This is a genomic window from Pyruvatibacter mobilis (genome assembly GCF_012848855.1).
In the GTDB taxonomy this organism is placed as follows: domain Bacteria; phylum Pseudomonadota; class Alphaproteobacteria; order CGMCC-115125; family CGMCC-115125; genus Pyruvatibacter; species Pyruvatibacter mobilis.
In genome coordinates this window covers 3078040-3097534 of sequence record NZ_CP051630.1, presented here as the reverse complement: position 1 = coordinate 3097534, position 19495 = coordinate 3078040, and the positions used below count along the sequence as shown (strand labels likewise).

General features: G+C 65.7%; 22 protein-coding genes. 9 read left to right on the top strand and 13 right to left on the bottom strand.

All coding sequences use genetic code 11. The annotated features are described in order from the left end of the window. Positions 1–189 precede the first annotated feature (189 nt). Complete coding sequence (locus HG718_RS14475) at positions 190–972, bottom strand: SDR family NAD(P)-dependent oxidoreductase (RefSeq protein WP_027839571.1); 783 nt, start codon at positions 970–972, stop codon at positions 190–192. Between the two features lie 284 nt (positions 973–1256). On the opposite strand from HG718_RS14475, the gene HG718_RS14470 reads away from it, so the two are divergent. After that, the gene (locus HG718_RS14470) at positions 1257–1673 is read left to right on the top strand and encodes a YkvA family protein (RefSeq protein ID WP_160586340.1); all 417 of its coding nucleotides are present in this window, start codon (positions 1257–1259) and stop codon (positions 1671–1673) included. A gap of 278 nt (positions 1674–1951) precedes the next feature. Here the strand turns inward: HG718_RS14470 and HG718_RS14465 are convergent, their stop codons facing one another. The 5 genes from HG718_RS14465 to HG718_RS14445 all read right to left on the bottom strand — a co-directional run bounded on the left by HG718_RS14465 (position 1952) and on the right by HG718_RS14445 (position 6689). Beyond that, positions 1952–2890, bottom strand: a complete 939-nt coding sequence (locus HG718_RS14465; protein ID WP_160586339.1) for a DMT family transporter — start codon at positions 2888–2890, stop codon at positions 1952–1954. Beyond that, a complete protein-coding gene (locus tag HG718_RS14460) occupies positions 2887–3837 on the bottom strand; it encodes a DMT family transporter (protein WP_160586338.1) in 951 nt (316 codons plus the stop codon). The genes HG718_RS14465 and HG718_RS14460 overlap by 4 nt, the downstream gene beginning before the upstream one ends. 258 nt (positions 3838–4095) lie before the next feature. Next, the gene (locus HG718_RS14455) at positions 4096–4896 is read right to left on the bottom strand and encodes a GDSL-type esterase/lipase family protein (RefSeq protein ID WP_160586337.1); all 801 of its coding nucleotides are present in this window, start codon (positions 4894–4896) and stop codon (positions 4096–4098) included. A gap of 1 nt (position 4897) precedes the next feature. Further along, positions 4898–5899 (bottom strand): NADPH:quinone oxidoreductase family protein, encoded by a 1002-nt coding sequence (locus tag HG718_RS14450; protein ID WP_027840503.1) that lies wholly within the window; start codon positions 5897–5899, stop codon positions 4898–4900. 160 nt (positions 5900–6059) lie between these two features. Beyond that, complete coding sequence (locus HG718_RS14445; RefSeq protein ID WP_160586336.1) at positions 6060–6689, bottom strand: DUF2141 domain-containing protein; 630 nt, start codon at positions 6687–6689, stop codon at positions 6060–6062. A 149-nt stretch (positions 6690–6838) separates the two neighbouring features. On the opposite strand from HG718_RS14445, the gene HG718_RS14440 reads away from it, so the two are divergent. Continuing rightward, positions 6839–7618: an RNA methyltransferase gene (locus HG718_RS14440; RefSeq protein ID WP_244617559.1), complete on the top strand. Its 780-nt coding sequence runs from the start codon at positions 6839–6841 to the stop codon at positions 7616–7618. Here the strand turns inward: HG718_RS14440 and HG718_RS14435 are convergent. Together HG718_RS14435 and HG718_RS14430 are read right to left on the bottom strand one after the other, a co-directional pair. Beyond that, positions 7554–8255, bottom strand: coding sequence for a ChrR family anti-sigma-E factor (locus HG718_RS14435; protein WP_160586335.1), 702 nt, complete (start codon positions 8253–8255; stop codon positions 7554–7556). The two genes, HG718_RS14440 and HG718_RS14435, sit on opposite strands and share 65 nt — an antisense overlap. 2 nt (positions 8256–8257) lie before the next feature. Further along, a complete protein-coding gene (locus tag HG718_RS14430; protein ID WP_308936406.1) occupies positions 8258–8863 on the bottom strand; it encodes a sigma-70 family RNA polymerase sigma factor in 606 nt (201 codons plus the stop codon). 394 nt (positions 8864–9257) lie between these two features. On the opposite strand from HG718_RS14430, the gene HG718_RS14425 reads away from it, so the two are divergent. From HG718_RS14425 to HG718_RS14415, 3 genes are all read left to right on the top strand, one after another. After that, positions 9258–9803, top strand: coding sequence for an invasion associated locus B family protein (locus HG718_RS14425; RefSeq protein WP_160586334.1), 546 nt, complete (start codon positions 9258–9260; stop codon positions 9801–9803). Positions 9804–9817: 14 nt separating this feature from the next. Then, a complete protein-coding gene (rlmN, locus tag HG718_RS14420; protein WP_160586333.1) occupies positions 9818–11080 on the top strand; it encodes a dual-specificity RNA methyltransferase RlmN in 1263 nt (420 codons plus the stop codon). 126 nt (positions 11081–11206) lie between these two features. Next, a complete protein-coding gene (locus HG718_RS14415; protein ID WP_036264025.1) occupies positions 11207–12604 on the top strand; it encodes a DUF3422 family protein in 1398 nt (465 codons plus the stop codon). Positions 12605–12618: 14 nt separating this feature from the next. Here HG718_RS14415 and HG718_RS14410 read toward each other — a convergent pair whose 3' ends face one another. After that, the gene (locus tag HG718_RS14410; protein ID WP_027840508.1) at positions 12619–13068 is read right to left on the bottom strand and encodes a VOC family protein; all 450 of its coding nucleotides are present in this window, start codon (positions 13066–13068) and stop codon (positions 12619–12621) included. A 118-nt stretch (positions 13069–13186) separates the two neighbouring features. Here HG718_RS14410 and HG718_RS14405 point away from each other — a divergent pair, with 118 nt between their 5' ends. Continuing rightward, a complete protein-coding gene (locus HG718_RS14405) occupies positions 13187–13774 on the top strand; it encodes a TetR family transcriptional regulator (protein WP_160586332.1) in 588 nt (195 codons plus the stop codon). A gap of 3 nt (positions 13775–13777) precedes the next feature. Here HG718_RS14405 and HG718_RS14400 read toward each other — a convergent pair whose 3' ends face one another. The 3 genes from HG718_RS14400 to HG718_RS14390 are packed head-to-tail and all read right to left on the bottom strand — an operon-like array spanning position 13778 to position 16287. Next, complete coding sequence (locus HG718_RS14400) at positions 13778–14401, bottom strand: TetR/AcrR family transcriptional regulator (protein WP_160586331.1); 624 nt, start codon at positions 14399–14401, stop codon at positions 13778–13780. A gap of 14 nt (positions 14402–14415) precedes the next feature. Beyond that, positions 14416–15282, bottom strand: a complete 867-nt coding sequence (locus HG718_RS14395; RefSeq protein WP_160586330.1) for a phytanoyl-CoA dioxygenase family protein — start codon at positions 15280–15282, stop codon at positions 14416–14418. Positions 15283–15333: 51 nt separating this feature from the next. Then, on the bottom strand, positions 15334–16287 hold the full coding sequence (locus HG718_RS14390) for a LysR family transcriptional regulator (RefSeq protein ID WP_160586329.1): 954 nt from the start codon (positions 16285–16287) through the stop codon (positions 15334–15336). 138 nt (positions 16288–16425) lie between these two features. On the opposite strand from HG718_RS14390, the gene HG718_RS14385 reads away from it, so the two are divergent. The 3 genes from HG718_RS14385 (at position 16426) to ppa (ending at position 18831) form a co-directional block, all read left to right on the top strand. After that, complete coding sequence (locus HG718_RS14385; protein ID WP_160586328.1) at positions 16426–16875, top strand: MAPEG family protein; 450 nt, start codon at positions 16426–16428, stop codon at positions 16873–16875. A 180-nt stretch (positions 16876–17055) separates the two neighbouring features. Further along, complete coding sequence (locus HG718_RS14380; protein ID WP_192928056.1) at positions 17056–18279, top strand: argininosuccinate synthase; 1224 nt, start codon at positions 17056–17058, stop codon at positions 18277–18279. A 24-nt stretch (positions 18280–18303) separates the two neighbouring features. Continuing rightward, positions 18304–18831 carry an inorganic diphosphatase gene (gene ppa, locus HG718_RS14375; RefSeq protein ID WP_027840514.1) on the top strand — a complete coding sequence of 176 codons (528 nt, stop codon included), beginning with the start codon at positions 18304–18306 and terminating at the stop codon, positions 18829–18831. Positions 18832–18847: 16 nt separating this feature from the next. Here ppa and HG718_RS14370 read toward each other — a convergent pair whose 3' ends face one another. Next, on the bottom strand, positions 18848–19438 hold the full coding sequence (locus tag HG718_RS14370) for a TetR/AcrR family transcriptional regulator (protein WP_160586327.1): 591 nt from the start codon (positions 19436–19438) through the stop codon (positions 18848–18850). Positions 19439–19495: the final 57 nt, after the last annotated feature.

The following is a 19495-nucleotide window of genomic DNA, read 5'->3' as shown; positions in this document are numbered from 1 at the left end:
CAATTGATTAACGCGTTTTTGTAATCGCAAACGCGGCCCCGTGCACTTACGTTTTCGTGAATTGACGGGGCAATGAAAAAGGGACGCCCGGCATGGCCGGACGCCCCTCTTACATAGTCAGTTTTGTACGGCTTACAGCAGTGCCATATGGCCCGCGCTTACCGCGGCATCACATGGCAAGACCCACGCTTACCGCGGCGCCATGCGGATAGCGCCGTCGAGACGGACGGCTTCACCGTTGAAGTAGCCGTTCTCGATCATGGTCTTGGCAAGATGCGCATATTCGGCCGGCTCACCGAGGCGGGCCGGGAACGGCACCTGCGCGCCGAGGGCCTGCTTCACCTTTTCAGGCGCACCCTGCAGCAGCGGGGTGTTGAAGATGCCCGGCAGGATCGTGTTGATGCGGATGGCTTCGCGCGACAGGTCGCGGGCAATCGGCAGGGTCATGCCGACAACACCGGCCTTGGAGGCGGAATAGGCAGCCTGGCCGATCTGGCCGTCCTGGGCCGCAACGGACGCCGTGTTGATGATCGCGCCGCGGTCACCGTCCGGCAGCGGGTCCAGCGACATCATGCCGGCAGCTGACTTGGCGATGCAGCGGAAGGTGCCGACCAGGTTGATTTGGATGATCAGGTCGAACTTGTCGGTCGGGAACGGCTTGATCTCACCGGTTTCCTTGTCGCGGCCGGCGGTCTTGATGGCGTTGCCGATGCCGGCGCAGTTCACCAGGATGCGCTCCTGGCCGATGGCCTCGCGCGACGTGGCGAAAGCTGCGTCGACGCCGGCTTCGTCGGTCACGTTGCACTGGGCGAACACGCCGCCGAGTTCCTTGGCAAGGGCTTCACCCTTTTCGGCATTCAGGTCGAAGATGCCGACCTTGACGCCTTCAGCGGCCAGGGCACGCGCCGTGGCTTCGCCGAGACCGGACGCACCGCCGGTGATGACGGCGGAAATGGAACTATCAAGCTTCATGGATCAAAGCCTCCCGATTGTATGTTGAGATTGATCGTCAGGACTGCGATTGGGCGCGGGTGTACCATGAAGAAAACCAGTTGCGATAGGGGTTTGGGGCCTTCCGGGCCCGCCCCAAAATCGGCACGGTTTTGACGTAGGGGAATATTGGGCAGCCACGCGGGGCCCGCTTGCGCCTGCCCGCGCGCAGGCCCATCTTTCAGGGAACCGGCGCGCCCTTTTGCGCATTTTCCCAGATAGTGCCGCCCATCGCGGCGGACCGGAAACAACCGGGAGCATGAGCCATGACCGGCCCAGAGACAGGCATGTCCCCGGACAGCGACGCCATTGCGCTGATCGAGGACCCGAAGATCCAGCTGCCCGCCATTGCCGCGCGCAATGAGCGCGTGGCGCGGCGCGGGTTCTGGCGCAAGCTCGCGCGCGTGGCCGGCAAGATCCCTTTCGCTGAGGACGTGACCGCCGCCTATTACTGCGCCATCGACCCCGGCACGCCGATGCGCGTGCGCGCCACGCTGTTTGCCGCGATCACCTACTTCATCGTGCCGACGGATCTCATCCCCGATGTGATCGCGGCCCTCGGCTTCACCGATGACGCCACGGTGCTGACCACCGCCATCGCCATCGTCGGCAGTCACATCAAGGACCACCACATCACCCGCGCCCGCCGCACCTTGCGGCAGGGAGAGTTCGAGGACGCCTGAGGGCGTCGGGAACGCGGAAGCTCAGGCCGTATGCACGAGACCCTCCGGTCAAGCCGGAGGGAGGGCGGATTAAATTTCCCTCTCCCCTCGCGGGAGAGGGAGGGGCCCGCGCGCGTCAGCGCGTGGGAGGGTGAGGGGGCGGCAGCATTGGTGTCTAACTTCTGGCGGCGCCATCGCGGGGAGGCCCATCCCCCTCACCCGGTGCTGACGCACCGACCTCTCCCTCCAGGGGAGAGGTGATTTTACGGCGATACGTGGTAGCGCCGGAAAGAAGTGTCTCAGTCTTCGGGCACAGCCTCAGCCCGGCGTGCGCGGGCTTCCACGGCTTCACGCCGTGCGATGTAGAGCGTGGTGGCGACGATGATTGCGGCGCCGACAATGGTCAGCCAGTCCGGCACGTCGCCGAAAATGAGGAAACCCGCAATCGCCGCGAAGACCAGCCGCGAATAATCAAACGGCACGATGGCGGACGCGTCCCCCTCGCGATAGCCGCGGATGAAGCAGTTATGTGCGCCCGCGGCAAAGGTCCCCATCAGCACCAGCAGACCGAGCTCCTCCCATGTGGGTGTCACCCACACGAAGGAGGCGGGGATGCCCGCAACAGCGGTGCCGACGACGCCCGTGTAGAACATCAGCGTGACCGGTGCGTCTTTCGCCACCAGCTTGACGAAGATGGTCGCCATGGCCACGCAGAGCGCGCCGCCCAGCGCGACAAGGGCTGCGGGATCGATCTCGACCGTGGGCCGGAGCATGACGAGCACGCCGAAAAAGCCGATCACCACAGCGCCGATGCGCCGGGGCCCTGCCGGCTCGGACAGGATGAAATAGGCCAGCGGCACAACGAACAGCGCCTTGGTGAAATTGTAGGCCAACGCGTCTGCCAGCGGCAGATGAACCAGCGCATAGAAGCCGCACATCATGGCCGTGGAGCCGACAATGCCGCGCAGCAATTGCAGGAACGGATAATGCGTCTTGATGGACGCGACCCCGCCGCGCACCAGGAACGGCACAATGACCAGGAGCGCGATGAACATACGGAAGAAAGCCAGCTGCAGGCTGTGCAGCCGGTCGCCCAGAAACTTTGCCAGTACCGCCATGGCGGTGAAGCAGGTGGCCGACAGGAGCAGCCACAGCGCGCCGCGTACATTGGGCGGCAGGGCCAGCCACCAGGCCGCCAGCCGCGCCCGCAGCTCCGGTGTCTCCTCGGCGCTGCTCATGCGCCGTCGGCCTGCGCGGCCGCAGCAGCCTTGGCGCGCGCCACGGCAGCCTCGCGCCGGGCGATGTAGAAGCTGGTGCCCGCGATGATGACAGCACCGATGATGGTGTAGATGTCCGGCACCGTACCGAAGAAGAGGAAGCCCGCCGTGCCCGCGAAGATCAGACGGGTGTAATCGATCGGCGCGATGGCGGTTGCCTCCCCGACGCGGTAGGCGCGCAGGAAGCAATTGTGCGCGCCCGCACCCACAAGGCCGATGCCTGCCAGCATCACCCATTCATAGGGCGTGGGGTCGATCCAGTTGAGCGCCATGGGGATCACCGCCATGCCGCAGCCGAACACGCCCGAAAACAGCATCATGGTCAGCGGCCCGTCCTTGTCGGCGACGAGCTTGACCATGACGGCCGCCCCCGCCACCAGCAGCGCACCGAACAGCGCCACGAAGGCCGCAGGCTCGAAATCGCCGGACGGGCGCAACATGATCAGCACACCGATGAACCCGAGGATGACCGCAATGATGCGGCGCGGGCCGGGCACTTCGCGCAGGAAGATGATGGCCAGCGGCACCAGGAACAGGCCTTGGGCGAACTGGATCGCCTGCGCGTCGGCCAGCGGCAGATGCACGAAGGCATAGACCATGCACAGCATCGCCCCGCCGCCGATGACCCCGCGCAGCGTCATCAGGCGCGGATGCGCGGGCCTGAAGCCGCCATGCCGGATCAGCCAGGGCATGATGATGAGGGTAGCGAAGAACAGGCGGAAGAACGCCACCTGCATGGTGTCGAGCCGGGTGCCGAGAAACTTGGTAAGCACCGCCATGACCGTGAACAGCGCCGCCGAGGTGAGCAGCCACAGCGCCCCGCGCGTATTGGCGGGCAGCGCCTCCCAGGCCGCGGCGAACCGCGCACGCCGGTCATCAAGGGCGGATGCGGGGGGTTGCTCGGTCATGGGCGGGGTCTTTCCTGGTACGCTGCCTTGGGGACGCAAAGGCAGGGCGGCGGCCAGCGCACCGCAGGCAAGGCACGGGCGACAGGGCCATGGAACCGCCAAAGGGGGAGGCCAAAAGGCCCCGCCAATCTATGCGCCGCGGGGCGAGGCTACAAGATGACTGGGAGTCATGATTATGCGGAGCATGGCTGCGCATTTGCTCAGGCGTCCGCTGGCCCTGCGTCCGTCATGAGAGGCTGAGCGCAATCCGGCCGGAAATCAGGGCGCGGGGGCCACTGGCAGGGCCGGACCGGCGGGAAGCGGCGGCTCCGCGCGGGTAAAGGTCTCAAGATCCCTCGCCAGCCGCGCCCGCACCAGCTGGCCGATCAGGTCGTAGCCGGCGTCGTTGAAGGTCAGCCCATCCCAGCGGAACAGGCTTTCATCGATGCGGCCGTCCGCCGTCAGCATTGGGGTCGAGATATCGATGAAATGCACCCCCGGCGTTGCCGCCGCCATGGCGGACAATTGCGTGTTGGCCTGGGCAAATGCCGCCCAGCGCGCCTTGCGCATGGGCTGCGGCGGGATCGACAGGACATAGACCTGCGGGTCGTCGTCAGGGCCGAGGCCTGCCGGACGCAGGATGCTTATGAGCGCCGCCACATCCGCTTCGACCTCATCCGCCGGCTTGCCGCCGACATCGGCCAGATCATCCGCCCCGGCGGAGATGACCACCGCCCGCGGCCCATAGGGCAGGATGATGCGCGGGGCATAGGCGGCCACATGGGACACATGGGCGCCGCCGAAGCCGCGATTGAGCACCGGCAGCGGCGCGAGATCGCGGGCGAGCGTCTCCCATTTGCGGATGGTGCCGCCCCCGGCAAAGACGATCTGCCCCGCCTCTGGCGGATTGGACACGTCCAGCCGCTCGAACTCGGCGATCTCCCCGGCCCAGTACTCCGCCTCGCCGGAGGCCAGCAGCACATAGACCAGGAAGCCGAAGACGGCGAGGATCAGCACGGCCGCAAGCAGGACGGCGCGGATTGCTCCGCGCCGCCACTCGCGACCATACCGGTCATCCATCCTATTCAGTGGTGAGGACAATCTTACCCTTCACCTTGCGCGCGGCCATGTCCTTGAGGGCGGAGGCCGCATCCTCAAGCGCATAGGTCTTGGACACATGCGGCTTGATCTTGCCGTCGCGGAACCAGGTCATCAGCTCGTTGAGATTGTCCTTGTTGCGCTCCGGCTCGCGCGCGGTGAACGCGCCCCAGAACACGCCGACAATCTGGCAGCCCTTGAGCAGCGCCAGGTTGAGCGGGATCTTCGGGATCGGACCGGACGCAAAGCCGACCACAAGGAAGCGGCCTTCCCAGTTGGTGGCGCGCAGCGCCGGCTCGGAATAGCTGCCGCCGACCGGGTCATAGACCACATCAGCACCCTGGCCGCCGGTCAGCTCCTTGATCTTGTCGGAGAAGGCCTTCTGCTCATCCCGCGACATCTCGCCGGAGGGATAGACGAAACCGTCATCGGCCCCGTGATCCTTGGCGACCTGCACCTTGTCCTCGGTGGAGGCTGCGGCAATGACGCGGGCACCCATGGCCTTGCCGAGCTCAACAGCCGCCAGGCCGACGCCGCCGGCAGCCCCCAGCACCAGCAGGGTCTCGCCCGGCTTGAGCTGCGCGCGGTCCTTCAGCGCGTGATGGGAGGTGCCATAGGTCATCAGGAAGGCAGAGGCGGACACGAAGTCCATGTCGTCCGGGAAAGGCGTGCAGCGGGCTTCCTCAAGCACCAGCTCCTGGGCGTAGCCGCCCCAGCCGCAGGACCCGATCACCCGGTCGCCTTCCTTGAGGTTCTTGACGCCGGGGCCGACCTTGTCGACCACACCGGCCACTTCGCCGCCCGGCGAGAACGGTAGCGGCGGCTTGAACTGGTACTTGTTCTCGATGATCAGCACGTCGGGGAAGTTGACGGCAGCCGCCTTGACGGCGATGCGCACCTGGCCTTCGCCGGGCTCCGGCGAGGCGACATCCTCGATCACCAGGCTGTCCGGCGGCCCATATTCCTTACACAACACTGCCTTCATGGCACTCTCCCTTGGTTCGGGTTTTTGACGAATAAGAGTTGGATGACGCGGCGTTGCAGCACGCGCCTATTCGCCAACGGATGTACCATGACGGGCCGCTGCACGGAAACCGGCACGATCCGGGGATGGACATAATGTCAGGGAAGAAAGGAAAGGCGGCTCAGGACCCGGCGCGGCCGCTCTTGCCGATATAGGTGACCTCGATGCCGATCTCGGCCCCTTCGCCCGTCACCGCGACAGCGGCCTCGGCGAAATCGGGTGCCGACAGCACCGGCATGGCGCCATTGGAGAAGCCCAGCGGCTCAAGCGGGATGCCGAACAGGCCCCGGTCGAGCGTGCGGTTGCCGTTGAGATCGTAATAGGCGACCACCGCATAGGTGCCCGGCTCAAGCCCGGTGAAGACAGCGCGCACCGGCCCCGTCTCGGGCACGGCGACCTCAACCTTGGCGTCTTCGGCCTTGAGGAAGGTCTCGCCTGATTTGTAGAGATTGACGCGCACCTGCCCCTGGCCGGGCATGGTGCCGGCAATGACGACGGCAAGCGTTGCGCCGTCGCCGTCGGGCAGTGCCGTACTCTGGTTGAGGGTGCCCTGGTTGAGCGTGGTCTGTTCAGACGTGGCCTGCCCGGCAACAGGCTGGGGCGACACGGCATCAGCCGCCTGCGCGGGCAGGATCGTGGCGCCGACCAGCGCGCCCATCAGCGCACCGGCCCATAGGCCACCCAGCAAGCTGCCCTGCACGCCGCCCAAAGCCCGGTGAAGGGCACCCTGCGATGTCCGCGAAATGACCACGTCTGTCCTCACACAGCCGGATGCGAAATCTTGTTTTTCTTGGGCAAACGGCAGTGCAACGGAAGAAGCAGACCTGAGCCCGCCCAAATTATGGGCACGAAATCATTTATGACAAATGCACATCGGCGTGAGAGGGGTGTGATATTGACATGGCTTCGCTGACAGTGGCCGCCGCGCCACAGGACGTGCTGCCGTTAACCCTGTTACTGCTGCCTGAGACCGCGCCTGCCATGACCGACCCGAAGACAGAAGCTGCCACACCCTCCGCCGGCCAGCCTGGCAACCAGCCCGCAAACGTGGCGACCACGCGCCCGCGCGGCTATTTCGCGATCGGGGCCGAACGCATTTCGAAGACCGGGAACATGGGCAATCTTGTGCGCTCGGCGCACGCCTTCGGGGCCAGCTTCTTCTTCACCGTGGATGCCCATTACCGCCTCAAGGGCGCGCATTCCGACACCTCCGACGCGGGCAGCAACATCCCCTTCTATGACTGGGAGACCGTGGGCGACGTGATGCTGCCCAAGGGCTGTGACCTTGTGGGCGTGGAGCTGATGGATGAGTCGATCGACCTGCCGAGCTTCTATCACCCCAAGCGCGCAGCCTATGTGCTGGGGCCGGAGGCGGGCTCGCTGTCAGACGAGATGCGCGAGCGCTGCACGAGCTTCATCCGTATCCCGACGGCTTTCTGCATCAACGTGGCCATGGCGGGCGCCATCGTGATGTATGACCGGGTGAAGACCCTGGGCAATTTCCCGCCACGGCCGACATCATCCATCGCGATGCCGGAAGCCTCCAACCTGCTGCCGGATGGAAGCTATGCAGGTCTGCGGCATGGCAGCGGCGACAGGCGCGCCACAGCGAGCCCTAGCTACCGAGAACGCGCTGCACGAGTCCGAGAGCGCCGGTCAGCTGCAAAGGAGCGTCCGTGATCGCCAGCGCGTAACAGGTCGCGCCCTTTTCAGCGATCGGCTTGTGGGTGATCTCGGGAGAGGCAACACAAATGTCGCCGGGCCCGTAGCGGTCCCGCCCGTCCCCGAAGGCACCGGTAAGCACCAGCGTCATCTCCTGACCCTTATGCGTATGGGTCGGCACGCCATAGCCCGGATCGATGCGGTAGAGCTTCACCTCGCCCTCACCGGCCTCGAAGCCGAGATCCATGGCGCGGACGCCCGGTGTCACGAAAGACCACTTGCCCCCATGGGCGGCCACCCGCTCGCGGATCACCGCCGGAAGCACGTCAAGCTCGGCATCCGGTGCGGGCGCAGACGGTGCCGTCTCCGGCAGGGCGTCGATCGCCGCCATCACGTCAGCGAAGGCCCCCTCGCCCATCGGCACGGGCTCGGCTTCCTCAAGCATCAGCCCGGCGAGATCACCGGCGACGGCCAGCGTCTCGCTGATCTCCGGCCGTAACGCCATTTGCGCGGCGACCATCAGCCGCGTCGCGTCATCCAGCGTGCCGGTGACGTAATCGAGCAGGATTTCTTCTCCGAACTGCCGGGCAAGCGGTTCCACGGCGTCCTCCCTGGAAGTGATGTCGGGCGACTGTTTGCTGGTGCGGTCTGTCATGGTCACACCGCTCCATCAAGCCCGCCCTTGAGCTTGCGGAAAGCAAGTCTAAGGCGTGATTTGACGGTGCCCAGCGGCAAGTCAAGATTTTCGGCGATCTCGCTGTGCGACCAGCCCTTGAAGAAGGCAAGCCGGATCAGCTCCGCCTGCTCCTCCGGCAGGGTGGTCAGCGCATCCCGCACCCGCGCCTCGCGCTCGCTGGCGGCCACGGCCTCGTCGGGCTGTTCGGCTTCCGACGGCAGCAGCAGCGGGTCATCGGGATCATAATCGGGGAACTTCTCCCGCCGCAGCACGTCGATGCGCCGGTTGCGGGCGATGGTGTAAAGCCAGGTGGAGACGGAGGACTGGCGGCGGTCGAACTGCCCGGCCTTGCGCCAGACGGTGATCATCACCTCCTGGGCGACTTCTTCCGCCTGCGCATCACTGGAGCCGAGCTTCATCAGATAGCCCTTGAGGCGCGGGGCGAAATAATCGAACAGGACGGCAAAGGCCGCCTTGTCCTGACGCGCGGCGACGGCCTCGATGCAGTCGGCCATGGCCTCCCGGTCATAGGCCGTCTGGCCGGCCTTGGTCCCGCCTGCTCCCATACCTGCTTTAGACGCAGTCACTGCCAAATCCGGCCATCCTCGGTCATCATGAAGCCGCCTGGCCGCGCCCCCGCGCTCCTGCCGTTCATCCGGCGGGGATTACGTTACGGCAACGGCCTTGCGGCGGCAGGCCGGGTCACGAAAAGGCCACGTTCCCTGCGCACATTCCGGCATTCAACGCCACTTGGCCGGGAGACGCAATGTCTGTCCGCCCGCCCCGCAACCGTCCGCACGCGCCCGCGACACTGGCACAAGGCCGCGCGATGCGCCTTAAGGCTGTTTGCGACGGCGGGTGACAGGAGACGCCGATCAGCGATATGAAAAGGCCGGACAGCCGGACATCTCCGCTCAACGGGTCCGCTCCAAGCCCCACGACATGAAGCCCCCACGTTACGAAGCAAGGAAAACCCCGCGCATGACCCGCTCCGCCATTCTGCCCGCCCTCGCCCTCTTCGGTGCCGCTCTGGGGGCAGCAGCCATGACGACCGCGACGGCCGCCCGCGCCGCAGAGCCCGTGCCCCTGGGCACTTTCTCCGACTGGCGCGCCTACAAGCTGGATAACGGTGCCAACACCATCTGCTATGCGCTGAGCCAGCCCAAGGACACCGAGCCGAAGAATGTGCGCCGCGGCGAGATCTACGTGATGGTCTCCAACTGGCCGGGCCGCAAGGTGAAGGGCGAGGTGAGCGTGGTGTCGGGCTATCCCTACAAGGACAAGTCCACCGTGACCGCCGATGTGGACGGCGCCAAATACACCCTGTTCACCGAGAATGACGCCCGCAACGAGGGCGGCGCCTGGGTGCAGGACCGCGCCAGCGAAGCCAGGCTGCTGTCGGCCATGAAGCGCGGCAACTCCCTGCGCGTGCTTGGCACCTCCGCCCGCGGCACGCTGACCAAGGACCGCTATTCCCTCTCCGGCATCACCGCCGCGGTGAAGGCCATTGACGGGGCCTGCAAGTAGGCTGCACATACGCCATGGCCTCAACCCAGCTCGACATCGCCCGCGCCAACCCCAACGCCCCGACCGTCGCCGGCGTGATATCGGCTGCGCCGGGCTCAGCGCCTGGGGTAACTGCGGACGCACGCCCGTCGCTTATCGGCAAGTCGCGCAAACAGCTGACAACGGCCCTGCAGGACATCGGCATCGCGGAGAAAGAAAGCCGCATGCGCGCCAGCCAGATCTACAACTGGCTGTATGTGCGCGGCGCCAGATCCTTCAGCGAGATGGCCAACATCTCCAAGGCCGTGAAGGCGCGGCTGGACGAGCATTTCTCGATTGCCCGCATGGAGGTGGTGACCGAGCAGATATCCACCGACGGCACCCGCAAATGGCTGCTGCGCCTGCCCGACGGCAACGAGGTGGAGACCGTGTTCATCCCCGAGCCGGGCCGCGGCACGCTGTGTGTCTCGTCCCAGGTCGGCTGCACGCTCACCTGCTCCTTCTGCCATACGGGCACCCAGAAGCTGGTGCGCAACCTGACGCCGGACGAGATCACCGGCCAGGTGCTGATCGCCCGCGACAGCCTGGGCGAATGGCCCGAGCCCAACACCCCGTCGCACGCGCGCGAGCGCTCCATCACCAATGTGGTGATGATGGGCATGGGCGAGCCGCTCTATAATTTCGACAATGTGCGCGACGCGCTGGACGTGGTGTCGGACGGCGACGGGCTGTCGATTTCCAAGCGCCGCATCACGCTGTCCACCTCTGGCGTGGTGCCGGACATCGCCCGCTGCGGCGAGGAGATGGGCGTCATGCTGGCGATCTCGCTGCACGCCGTCCGCGACGACATCCGCAACGAGCTGGTGCCGATCAACAAGAAATATCCGATCGCAGCGCTTCTCGACGCCTGCCGGAATTATCCCGGTGTCTCCAACGCCCGCCGCATCACGTTTGAATATGTGATGCTCAAGGGCGTGAATGACAGCGACCAGGACGCGCGCGAGCTGGTGCGCCTGCTCAAGGGCATTCCGGCCAAGATCAACCTGATCCCGTTCAACCCGTGGCCGGGCTCAGCCTATGAGTGCTCCGACTGGGACCGCATCGAGGCATTTGCCGAGATCATCAACCGGGCAGGCTATGCGAGCCCCGTGCGCACCCCGCGCGGACGCGACATTCTTGCGGCCTGCGGCCAGCTCAAGTCGGAAAGCGAAAAGGAACGGGCCTCCGTCCGCCTGGCGCGCCGGCGGGCCGAGGCACAGGACGGGACCCAGGACGAGCCCGGCTCCGCCGCGTCCTGAGAAGGCTTTGTCCCGCGTCCCCCGGGGGACTTGCACCCAAGCAACCGATCCGTATGATCCCGCGCTTCCGCCCGGGCGTCCTGCATATGACGCAGCGCCCGTGGCCGTTTCGGGGGACAGAACTTCATGCCGGGCTTGAAGGCCATGACGGCGCATCCGTTGCGCCAGCAGCTGAACGACGAGGTGCATTCGCGCCCCTCGGCCGATGTGCATGCCCCCATGATGGTGACCCAGATCGCCACCATTACCGGCGAGACCGGCGTGGAAGCAGAGCGCGAGATGCTGCGCGGGCTGGCGCGCGACATGGGCGTGTCGACGCCGGAGAATTTCGGCAATCACCTGGCGATTGATCTGGGCACGGACGAGACCGCCGTGCGGCTGGTGTGGGAACGGCACACGGAGTTTTCCACCTATGCCTTCTCCCGCCCCTGCCCGGAGCTGGCCCCGGACACTGCCGGGGGCGCCGGCAACAAGGATGCCGCCCGCGCCGACGTGCCCGACCTCAACGAGGTATTTCTGAATTCACCGCTGGCGTCGATCCCCGAGGACTGGCGCGCGCGCCTGCCCGGCGAGGTGCTGGTGGGGATCAACCTGCTCGCCATTCCCGGCAATGCCAGCGACATCGAGGCGCGGCTGCCGGAGGTGTTCAACGGCAACAAATGCGTGGGCGCCGGCATGTCAGGCGGCAGGGCCGCGGCGTGGACCGATTTCCGCCTGCATGACGATGACGGCATGAGCCGCATCCTTGTTGCCAACCAGACCCTACGCCCGGGCCGCCTTGGCCGTCTCGTCCAGCGCCTGCTGGATGTCGAGACCTACCGCATGATGGCGCTACTGGCCTTTCCGCTCGCCCGCGAGGTGACGCCCGACCTCGGCTCGATTGAAACCGAGCTGTCGACGCTAGCCGCGGAGACCGCGCGCATCCGCAATCTGGAAGACGAGCAACGGCTTCTGGCCCAGCTCTCGACGCTGGCAGCCCGCGCCGAAGACCTGGCCGCGCGCACGCATTACCGCTTTTCAGCCGCCCGCGCCTATCACCAACTGGTGGACCGGCGCATCAGCGAGCTGGATGAGGTGAAGCGCGAGGGGCTGCAGCAGATCGGCACCTTCATGGATCGCCGCCTCGGCCCCGCCATGCGTACCTGCACGGCGGTTGCCGATCGGCTTGAGGCAGTGTCGGCCCGCATTTCGCGCGCCTCGAGCCTTCTCAACACCCGCGTGGAGGTGGCCCTGCAGGAGCAGAACCAGACGCTGCTGCGCTCGATGGAGAGCCGCACGAGACTGCAGGTCCGCCTGCAGGAAACCGTCGAGGGGCTGTCGGCTGTCGCCATCACCTATTACCTCGTCGGCCTCATTGCCTATGTGCTGAAGGCGATGGAAAAGGCCGGCCACCCGGTGAACCCCACCCTGATGACCGGCCTGATTGCGCCCTTCGTGCTGGCGGCTGCCTATATGGCGATGCGGCAGATCAGGAAGCGCGTGACCCGCAGCGGCATCGCCGGCGGGGCAGGCGGCGACCTCTAGGACACCACCGCTGCCTAGCCCGCGGGTCGTGCCGCATCCGCATATTGCTCGGCGAAGGCGCCCTTGGGCGGGATTGGCGTGATCACGTCCACGAGATTGCCGTCCGGGTCCGTCATGATGAAATGACGCTGGCCGAAATCTTCGTCGCGCAGGGACAGCAATATCTCCGCCCCGCGCGCCTGCATGCGCGCATGGATCGCGTCCACGTCATCGGTCTCGAAATTCATCAGCCGAGGCGCCGCAACGCCGCGATGGCCCTCGGGCATGGTGGCGTGACCTGCGGCGATGATCGCCAGATTGCCCGCGCCGCCGCCTGACGCATGACCGTCAGCGTCGCCTGCGGTGAGGTGTACATACCAGTCCGCCTCGAACGCCGTGAGAAGCCCGAAGGCCTCGCGATAGAAATCCGCCAGCCGGGCGACATTCTCCGTCGCCACCACCGGATAGAGGCTCGTAATGCTCATCGTCCTGCTCCCTTGCCTGGACCGCGCCATTTCACAAACAGACAACCTGTTTGTTTTATCCATATACAAACAGTCTGCCTGTTTGTAAAGTCCCGACAGTCACATCAGGGTCGACGCCATGGCCACCAACGAACAACGCACTGCCCGCACCCGCGCCAGCCTCCTGAAGGCCGCCCGCGCCGAATTCGCCGCCCACGGCTATGCGGACGCCGCCACGACCGCGATCGTGTCCCGCGCCGGCGCCACGCGCGGGGCGCTGTATCATCACTTCAAGGACAAGCTGGCCCTGTTCGACGCCGTGGTGGAGGCGGAGGATGCACGGCTGGCACAGCTGATCGACGACGCCACCGAAGACATGCCGGACGCGTTCAAGAGTCTCCGCCATGGGATCGGCATCTATCTCGACGCCGCCACGGCCCCGGCCACCCGGCGCATCCTGATGCTGGACGGCCCTTCGGCGCTGGGCTGGACGCGCTGGCGCGAGATCCAGGCCCGCCACTCCCTGCGCACATTGCGCGAGGGGCTGGAGGCGGCACAGGCGCAAGGCGCGCTGACCCCAGACCTTTCGGTCCCCGTCACCGCGTCCCTGTTTGCCGCAGCGCTGGACGAAGCCGTCCACGTCATCGCTGAATCCAGGAACCGCAAGCAGGCGCGCGCCCAGGCAGTGGCCGCTGCTGAAGCAATGCTGGACGGTTTGAAAGCCTGAAACTTACGGCCAGTGCTGACCCGCGGCGCGGGCGACGAAGCCGATGATCTCGTCTTCCACCTGCGCCTTGTTGGGCCGGGGCGTGGCGGAGACCGCCTGCGTCAGCCCCGCCATGACGCCGCCGAGGATCATCGACACCAGAAGCTCCGGATCGAACCGGCCATCAATGTCGCCCTCGCGCTGGGCCTGGGCGATGTTGAGCGCCCCCAGCCGGGCAACCCGTCGGGCGCGCTCGGCACTTTCCGGCCCCAGCGACGGATCATTCTGCAGCGAACCGATGATGACCGGCGCCAGCGGTTCATCGAGAAAAAACGAAATGAGATCGCGGATGCGCGCCTGTTCCCGGTCGATCCAGCGCGCGCCCTCATAGGGCACGGCAATGATCGCGTCGTCCATGCGCGCGTAGAAATCCGCCACCACCGCCGTCAGAAGGCCTGCCTTGTTGCCGAAATGATAATGCGCCAGCGCCGTGGACACCCCGGCGCGTTTGGCGACATCCCCCATCTCAAGCTCGCCGCCCTTCTCCACCAGCACCTCACCTGCCGCAGCAACCAGCAGCCGCTTGGTTTCCTTGGCGGGCCGGCGCGTGCGCTTGACGGGAGAGAGGGGGGTGGCGGTGTCAGCCATGGCGCGGGGTCCGGTCACTCTTCCAGTTTGCGCTTGGGGTGCATGCCATTCACCATGCCGATGAAGGGCGGATAGACGCCATACCCGACCATGCGCTTCATGTCTTCGGTCATGCTGCGGATCGTGTCCTTGGAGAGCGACAGGAAAAAGTTCTCCTGCGTGCGCAGCCACGGCTCGCAATATTGGCAGGTGACGCCCAGCCGTGCCGCGTCAGACCGGTTGGCCCCGCCGCCATGCCACAGCGTGCCCGGATAAAACACCACCGACCCCGGCGCCATCACGGCCTGCACCGTCTCGTCCTCGGCGCGGGGCACCCGGCCATCCGGCCAGGTTTGGCTGCGCGGGAAGACGACCGTTGCGCCATTGTCTTCCGTAAACGGATCAATCGCCCACACGGTGGCAGCACTCAGCCCCGCGCGCGGGCGCGGCACCGGATAAAACCCGTCATCTGCATGGGGCGCCTGTTCGGTTTCACCGGGCAGGATGTTGATCGCCTGTGCCTGCGACAGCAGATAGCCGGGCATCAGCAGGCTGTCGAGCAGCGCCAGGATGCGCGGATGCTCGATCAGCTTGTCGGTGACCCGCGTCTTCTCCGGCATTGAGTAAAGCCGCTGGGTGAGGTGGCCCTCGAAATCATTGCGGCCCGTGTGGTCGAGCATCGTCAGGAGCTCGGCCCGGATGGCGCTGATCTCGTCGTTGCTCAACAGCCCCTCGATGATGACATAGCCCTCGCTCTCAACCGCTGCGAGATCCCGCGCCAGATCATCCGGGTCCACCTTGTCGATGGCGGTGCTCCGGGTGGCCTTGTAGGTGCCCGCAAGGTCCGGGCGGCCCGGGCCCTGGCGCTTGAGGCCGGTTGGTGTCGGATGGGAATTTTGCATGGCTGCGCTCCTTACTGATTTCAAATCAGTAACAGGGTGCAAGGCTCACCGTCAACTCTCCGGCAGCCCGGTGATCACCGGCAGGCGCGCCTTCAGCGCCGCCGCCATGTGATCCATGAAGGCCCGCACCCGGGCGGTCTTGCGCAGATCGGCATGAGTCAGCAGCCACACCGCATAGGCCTCCTCGCGCTGATCGGGAAATAGCCGGACGAAGCCCTCGTCCACCGCCCCCAGAACCGACGGCAGCCGCGCAATGCCCGCCCCGGCACGCACCAGCGCTGCGATCTGTAACGGATCACCCGCCGTCAGCGAGGCCTGCGACCCGGGCAGTTCGGCCCGCAGCCACGGCACATGCACCGCATTGTCGCGCCGGCCGGTATAGCCAAGCAGCGGCGGCTGGCCGGCGAGATAGGCCTCAACGCCGCCCGCCGCCTCAACCGCGGCGCGGCCCGCATAAAACCCGTAGCCCACCGGCCCGAAGCGCTGGCCCACCAGATTGTCCGGCGGGGTGTCGGTGACCCGCACGACGACATCCGCCTCGCGTCGGTCCAGATTGACCGACACGTAATCCGCCATCACCTCCAGACACACATCCGGATAGGCGCGGGAGAACGCGTCAAAGACAGGCGGCAGAAGATGAATGCCGATCAGCGGATTGACCGACACCCGCAGCGTGCCCGTCAGCGCCAGGTCACGCCCCGCCACCCGCCGTAGCGCGGTGGCGGCTGTGTCATCCATCAGGGCCGCCGATCCGGCAAGTTCCTCGCCCGCCGGGGTCAGCACGACAGCTCCCGCCGATGGCCGGTCAAACAGCCTGACCCCCAATTGCTGCTCCAGCCGGCCCAGCCGCCGCGACAGGGTGGCGTGGCCAAGGCCAAGCTGACCGGCTGCCTTGCGCAAACTGCCCGCCCGGCCGACAGCCAGCAGCAGGCGCAGATCATCCCAGGAGGGGTCTTCCGGTGCGTTCAGCCCGCCAGTGGCCTGGTCGGTTCTTTTTTGGACCATGTCGGTTCTTTTCTGTCATCTTATGGACCGAATTCGAAACACCTAGATCGGGTGACAGAACCGGGTCATCAAGGGGCACGGACTTCATCAGGCGGCGCCATCCTTCAACAAGCCGCCATTCAGCCGGAGGAGACTTCCATGACATTCCCCATCATCACCGCAGCCCTGGCCGGACTGCTGTTGATCCTGCAGCAGGTGCTGATGCTGTCAGCCGGCACCCTGCGCGCCCGAACCGGCATCGGTGTCGGCTATGCAGACGACAAGAATTTGGAGCGGCTGGTGCGGCGCCACGGCAATCTGGCGGAGAATTCTGCGATTTTCATTGCCGGGCTGGCGCTGCTGGAACTGGCCACCGGCCCCACACTCGCCGTGCAGATCTTCGCCGGCGTCTTCCTGCTGGCCCGCCTGTCGCACGCCTTCGGCTTTTCCAACCTCAAGGGCTCCCACGGCAAGCTGGCGGGTGACGGGGCCACGGGCTCAGGCACGGTTGTGCTGTTCCGTGCAGGCGGCGCCACGCTGACAGCCCTCACAGGCATCGCGCTGGGGGCCTATCTGCTGTGGGTCATGGTCCCGCAACTGCCGTTCTGAGCCGCATCTTTGGCTGCCCGCCGGACGCCCTTTGCCGCAGCCCATGCATCTGCGGGCATCACCCTTCCGGCGGGCAGCCAACTGACCCTTTGACAAACGCCGCCAGACGCGCAAAACCCCGCCCCAAGAAATGTGCGCCCATTCACCGGGCGCACCTGCAAGAAGCGGGGCACAACAAAAATGAGCGTGACCGACGTCAAGAAGGTGGTGCTGGCCTATTCCGGCGGCCTGGACACCTCCATCATGCTGAAATGGCTGCAGGAGACCTATGGCTGCGAGGTGGTGACCTTCACCGCCGATCTCGGCCAGGGCGAAGAGCTGGAGCCGGCCCGCAAGAAGGCCGAGATGGCCGGCATCAAGGAAATCTACATTGAGGATGTCCGCGAGGACTTCGTGAAGGACTACGTCTTTCCGATGATGCGCGCCAATGCGCTCTATGAAGGCCTTTACCTGCTCGGCACCTCCATCGCCCGTCCGCTGATCGCCAAGCGCCAGATCGAGATCGCCCGGGAAACCGGCGCGGACGCCGTGTGTCACGGCGCCACCGGCAAGGGCAACGACCAGGTGCGCTTCGAACTGGCCTATTACGCCCTGCAGCCGGACATCAAGGTCATCGCCCCCTGGCGCGACTGGGAACTCAAGTCCCGCCAGCAGCTGATCGACTTTGCCGAAAAGCACCAGATCCCCATCGCCAAGGACAAGCGCGGCGAGGCCCCCTTCTCGGTGGATGCCAACCTGCTGCACACCTCCTCCGAGGGCAAAGCGCTGGAAGACCCGGCGGTCGAGGCCCCCGAATATGTCTATCAGCGCACGATTTCGCCGGAGGACGCGCCCGACACCCCGACTTATATCGAGGTGGGTTTTGAAAAGGGCGACGCTGTCTCCATCAACGGCGTGACGATGTCACCGGCAACCCTGCTGACCGAGCTTAACCGCTATGGCCATGACAACGGCATCGGCCGGCTGGACCTCGTGGAAAACCGCTTCGTCGGCATGAAGAGCCGCGGCATCTACGAGACGCCCGGCGGCACCATCCTGCTGATGGCCCATCGCGGCATTGAGCAGATCACGCTTGACCGGGGTGCGGCGCACCTCAAGGACGAGCTGATGCCGAAATATGCCGAACTCGTCTATTTCGGCATGTGGTTCTCGCCGGAGCGCGAGATGCTGCAGGCCCTGATCGACAAGAGCCAGGAACACGTCAACGGCACCGTCCGCCTCAAGCTCTACAAGGGCTCGGTGGATGTGGTTGGCCGCTGGTCGGACAACTCGCTCTATTCCATGGAACACGTCACCTTCGAGGAAGATGACGTCTACGACCAGGCGGACGCCTCGGGCTTCATCAAGATCAATGCCCTGCGCCTGCGCCTCCTGGCCGACCGCAACCGCCGTATCAAAAGCTGATTTCGAGAAAAGGCAAAACTCAGTATGCGTATTGAAGCCCTCCCCATCGGAGAGAACCCGCCGGAAGACCTCAACGTGATCGTTGAAGTGCCCGTCGGCGGCGCGCCCATCAAGTACGAGTTCGACAAGCCCTCAGGCGCCCTGATGGTGGATCGCTTTCTGAACGCGTCCATGCGCTACCCGTGCAATTACGGCTTCGTGCCCCACACCCTGTCTGACGACGGTGACCCGGTGGACGTGCTGATTGCCGGCACCCCGGCGGTCGTGCCCGGCGCCGTGCTGGCCGCCCGTCCCGTCGGCGTGCTGCTGATGGAAGACGAAGCTGGCATGGACGAGAAGATCCTCGCCGTGCCGCCGCACCGCCTCAACACCTATTACGACAAGGTGGAGAACTACACCGACCTGCCGAAAATGCTGCTCGACCAGATCGAGCACTTCTTCAACCACTACAAGGCGCTGGAGCGCGACAAGTGGGTGAAGCTCAATGGCTGGGCGGACGCGGACAAGGCCCGCGAGATGATCGTCAAGGCGATCGAGAAGGCCAAGGTCTAGGACGCAAGGCCGGGCGCTATCCGGCCCGCCAGGCCGACAGCCCGTCACACATCAAGCGCCCAAGCAGGTCAGCCGCCTGCTTGGGCGTTGTTCTTTGGGCCGCCGCCTCAGCCCCCAGCGCGTCCGCCGCCCCAAGGAACCCGAGGATCACCAGCCGCGCCTTTTGCGGCGGCAGGCTGACAAAGGGCCGCAATGCCTGGTGAATGCCGGACACATAGGCCTCCCGCAATTCACCCTTGGCCGCCTGCATGGCGTCTGATCCTTCAAGGGCTGCGGCAATGGCTGCATAGGCCGGCCCTACCTGCACGCAGCAGCGAATATAGGACGCGGCAATCACCTCACAGACCGCCTCCAGCGTATCCGGCCCGTTGGCCAGAACGTCACGCGCGGCCGCCATTTGATCTTCATCGAGCCGCCGGTAAAGCGCGATGAGCGCGCCCTCGCGGGAGCCGAAATGATCATAGGCGATGGGCTTGGTGACACCGGCGCGCGCGGCCACCGCCTGCAGCGTCAGTGCTTCGGTGCCCGCCTCGGCCACGATGGCCGCCGCCGCCTCCAGCAACTGCGCCCGCCTCTCGGGCTTCGACATGCGCTGTGATGCCGCCATTGATCCACTCCTGCTTGACTCGTCGCCTGAACTACATATCCTACTTTTCGTAACTTA